At 61.7% G+C, this 3,669-nt stretch carries 5 protein-coding genes; 1 reads left to right on the top strand and 4 read right to left on the bottom strand.

Going from position 1 to position 3,669, the window contains the following annotated elements:
- The 4 genes from AC4FIJ_RS16375 to AC4FIJ_RS16360 form a co-directional block, all read right to left on the bottom strand.
- Positions 1–1,366, bottom strand: a 1,366-nt coding sequence (locus AC4FIJ_RS16375) for an HAD-IC family P-type ATPase (protein WP_490337689.1), incomplete at its 3' end; no start/stop codon positions are given.
- Positions 1,367–1,405: 39 nt separating this feature from the next.
- Positions 1,406–1,870 (bottom strand): DUF411 domain-containing protein, encoded by a 465-nt coding sequence (locus AC4FIJ_RS16370; RefSeq protein ID WP_490337688.1) that lies wholly within the window; start codon positions 1,868–1,870, stop codon positions 1,406–1,408.
- Positions 1,871–2,252: 382 nt separating this feature from the next.
- Positions 2,253–2,882, bottom strand: coding sequence for a DUF2231 domain-containing protein (locus AC4FIJ_RS16365; protein WP_348656912.1), 630 nt, complete (start codon positions 2,880–2,882; stop codon positions 2,253–2,255).
- Positions 2,879–3,154, bottom strand: coding sequence for a metal-sensitive transcriptional regulator (locus AC4FIJ_RS16360; RefSeq protein ID WP_348656913.1), 276 nt, complete (start codon positions 3,152–3,154; stop codon positions 2,879–2,881). The genes AC4FIJ_RS16365 and AC4FIJ_RS16360 overlap by 4 nt, the downstream gene beginning before the upstream one ends.
- A 93-nt stretch (positions 3,155–3,247) precedes the next feature.
- Here AC4FIJ_RS16360 and AC4FIJ_RS16355 point away from each other — a divergent pair.
- Positions 3,248–3,669, top strand: a 422-nt coding sequence (locus tag AC4FIJ_RS16355; protein ID WP_490337687.1) for a multicopper oxidase domain-containing protein, incomplete at its 3' end; no start/stop codon positions are given.

Below are 3,669 nucleotides of genomic sequence, written 5' to 3'. Positions count from 1 at the left end.
CCTCGGCGTTGCGAATGAGGATGCCGTGCTGGGCGCCCTTGCCGGTGCCGGTCATGATCGACATCGGCGTTGCTAGTCCTAGCGCGCAAGGACAGGCGATGATGAGGACCGCAATCGCATTGACCAGTGCATAGGCCAGCGCCGGGAAAGGCCCCCAGATTGCCCAGACAATAAAGGTAACGACCGCTATCACGACCACTGCAGGCACGAACCAGGCCGCGACTTGGTCGGCCAGGCGCTGGATCGGTGCCCGGCTGCGCTGTGCCTCGGCAACCATCTGGACGATCTTGGACAGCATCGTATCCTTACCGACTGCGCCAGCGCGCATCACAAAGCCACCCGTCTGATTGACCGTTCCGCCGATCACCTGGTCGCCGACCTTCTTGGAAACCGGCAATGGCTCGCCGCTGATCATGGACTCGTCGATGGAGCTCGCGCCTTCGGTCACCTCGCCATCGACCGGTACCTTGTCACCCGGGCGGACGCGGAGCAGGTCACCGCTCGCCAAATGGTCGAGCGACACTTCGCGCTCGTCGCCGGCCCCGAATATCTTGACCGCTGTCGGCGGCGCGAGTTCTAGAAGCGCACGCAGAGCGCTCGATGTCGAGCCGCGCGCCCTGAGTTCAAGCACTTGGCCGAGCAGGACAAGTGTGGTGATGACCGCCGCCGCCTCGTAATAGACACCGACGTGGCCAGAGTGATCGCGGAAGGCGGGCGGGAATATATCGGGCAGGAGCGTCGCGACGAGGCTGAACAGAAAGGCAATCGCAACACCGAAACCGATCAAGGTGAACATGTTGAGATTGCGGGTCTTGATGGATTGCCACGCCCGCACGAAGAAAGGCCAGCCACCCCACAGCACCACCGGTGTAGCGAGAAACAGTTGGGCCCATTGCGCACTTGCCGGCTCGATCAGCCGGTCGAAGCTGATCCCGGGTACCATGTCGCTCATCGCGTAGACGAACAACGGCAAGGTGAAGAGCGTGCTGACCCAGAAGCGCCGCGTCATGTCGACGAGTTCGGGATCGGGTCCATCCTCCAGGCTGACCGTCTCGGGCTCCAGCGCCATACCGCAGATGGGGCAGCTTCCCGGTCCTACCTGGCGGATCTCGGGATGCATGGGACAGGTATAGATCGTCCCTTCGGGAACGTCCTCAACCTGATTGAGATGCGCGCCCGAAAGATAGTGCTCCGGGTCGGCTACGAACTTGTCCTTGCACCGCGCCGAACAGAAGTAGTGGGTCGCACCATCCTGCTCAGCGACATGTGTGGCGCCCTCGATCGTAACACTCATGCCGCAGACGGGATCGATCGCGCTGCCTTCCCCTCTCGCATCCTCCGTGTGATGGGTATCGCAACAGCTCATAGTCGGCCTCCTCTGCGTGGCAGGAGTGTGTGATCGAGATCAGGGATAGGACGCGAAAATCTCACGGCGGCCATTGCCGAAAGCGATGACCTGATAGGCCTGGGTCCGTCCCCCGGCTTCCATACCTGGCGAGCCGAGCGGCATACCTGCGACCGCCAGACCCTGGACCCATTCGGGCCTTTCAGCGAGCAGGCGCTCGACGTCAGTTGAAGGCACATGTCCTTCTATCACATAGCCGTCCGCGATCATCGTATGGCACGAACGCAAGTCATCTGGCACGCCGTGCTCAGTCTTTACCGACGCCATGTCGGGGTGATCGACCGTCTCGACCTCGTGCTTTTCACCGTGGCGCATATGCGCTGCCCAGGCTTCGCAGCATCCGCAACTGGGATCGCGGTACATGGTGAAGTTCGCAGCCTGAGCTGCGCCTGTGCATGCTACGAGAAGTGCAGTGCCGAGCACGGGCAGAAGGGGGCGGCGGGTCTTGTTTCCATTCGAGTTCATCAGTCGTGTCCCATGGTTTTCATGTCCTCTTCCGACATGTTCGACATGTCGTGCCCGCCATGCGGATCCGCAGCGGCCGTTGCGGTCGGGGCAGGTGCAGGTGTCGCCACAGGGGCAGGGCTGGCCTTGCGAGCCGAAGCAGTGGGCGATGAACTGGGCGAAGGAGCCTGGGTAGGAACGGCAATCGGCTCATCCGTTGCGGGCGTGGCCGTAACTTCGGGCTTGGTCGCAGCGGGAGAAGCGATCGTCGTCTCAGCCGCCGGCGCTCCATCATCGACCGGCATTTCGGGGTCACCGCATGCTGCAAGCGTCAACAGGCAGGAAGGCACAACAAGCAACTTTCCAGCGAATGCGAGGGTAACGGGACGCATGAGAGGTTCCTTTAGAGCTTAAGATGATTGAGTCCGTGGGCGAGCTCTCCACCCATGAAGCCTTGAACAATGAGCAATGCGGCAATCGGAAAAAGCAATGCGCGCAGAGCAGCGCGCGAACCTGAAGCGCGGTAAGCAATCCAGGCTGCTGCAATGCCCAGCACAGCAATCAGCATGCCGTTCCAGCGGTGGACTTGCATGACGAAATCGCCGCCGAACCACAGGCCAGTGTGTATCCACCCGAAGAGGGCGGCGAGGACACCTCCCGCAGCGCCGCCAAAGATCATGATCCTTACGGCCGCTTCACGTTCGGGTGTACGGTGGGACATAACGAACAGCTCGGTAAGCGCGGCCATCAAGAAGAGCGCTATCGGAAAGTGGACCGTTGCCGGATGCAGGCTCTTGAGAACGCCGATGATACCTTCGCTCTGAGCCTGCTCGTCATCGTGACCTTCCACGGCTTCATTCGAAATCGCAGCGCTTCCCGTTGCCTCCATATCGTGCCCGGGCTGAGCATGGGCGACCTCGCTTGCCGCTGGACGCGCCTCTTCGCCGCCCTGCTTTTCGTCACCGTGCGCGAACGCAACCGTTGCCGAGAGGAAGAGGGCCAGGCTGGCGAAAAGGCGAAGAACGGAAGTCACCGCTTTGCCCTCTCGAACAGGTCGACCAGTTCGCCGAACTTCTGCTTCTGCTCGTCAGCGTCGCCGCTGGCAATCGCTTCAGCCACACAGCACGCAGCATGGCGCTTGAGTATCTCGCTCTCGGCCCGACCCAGTGCAGCCTTTACTGCCTGCACCTGATTGAGGACGTCGATACAGTAGCGATCGTCTTCGATCATCTGCGCGACGCCGCGCACCTGTCCTTCGATCCTGCGAAGACGATTGACGATGCGGGAACCATCGGTTGCTGACACGTTTAGCACTCCATCTGCCGCAATACCCCGCGGGGTATCTTGCAATACTCCTGGGGGGTATATATGACAAGGGCCAAAGGAGTTGCAAGACCCATGTCCGAATTGCTGGTTTCACGTCGACGACTGTTAGGGGCTGGAGCGCTGGGCGCAGGTGCATTGGCCCTGCCTGCCTGGGCCCGCGGTGCCGATCTGCACGGTAATGAATCTATCCGCCCCGGTTTCGACGAGGTGTCGGGCCGCGACATCGCTCTGACAATCGGCGAAGGGCCTCGCGTCGTGCAGGGGCGTCGCGGACACGCGATCGCCGTCAACGGCAGCGTGCCGGGTCCGCTGGTTCGCCTCAAGGAAGGCCAGCCGGTTCAGCTCGCGGTCACGAACACGCTCGATGAAGACAGCTCGATCCACTGGCACGGCTTGCTGCTGCCATTCCAGTTCGATGGCGTCCCCGGCGTCAGCTTCCCAGGGATCAAGCCGGGTGAGACATTCGTCTATGACATTCCCGCGCTGCGACAGAG

The organism is Croceicoccus sp. (assembly GCF_983967925.1).
This window is presented reverse-complemented; position numbering and strand designations above follow the sequence as displayed.

Bases quoted from the DNA above. Each gene is read 5' to 3' on its own strand.
- AC4FIJ_RS16370 (WP_490337688.1), bottom strand. From the start codon at position 1,870: ATGAACTCGAATGGAAACAAGACCCGCCGCCCCCTTCTGCCCGTGCTC.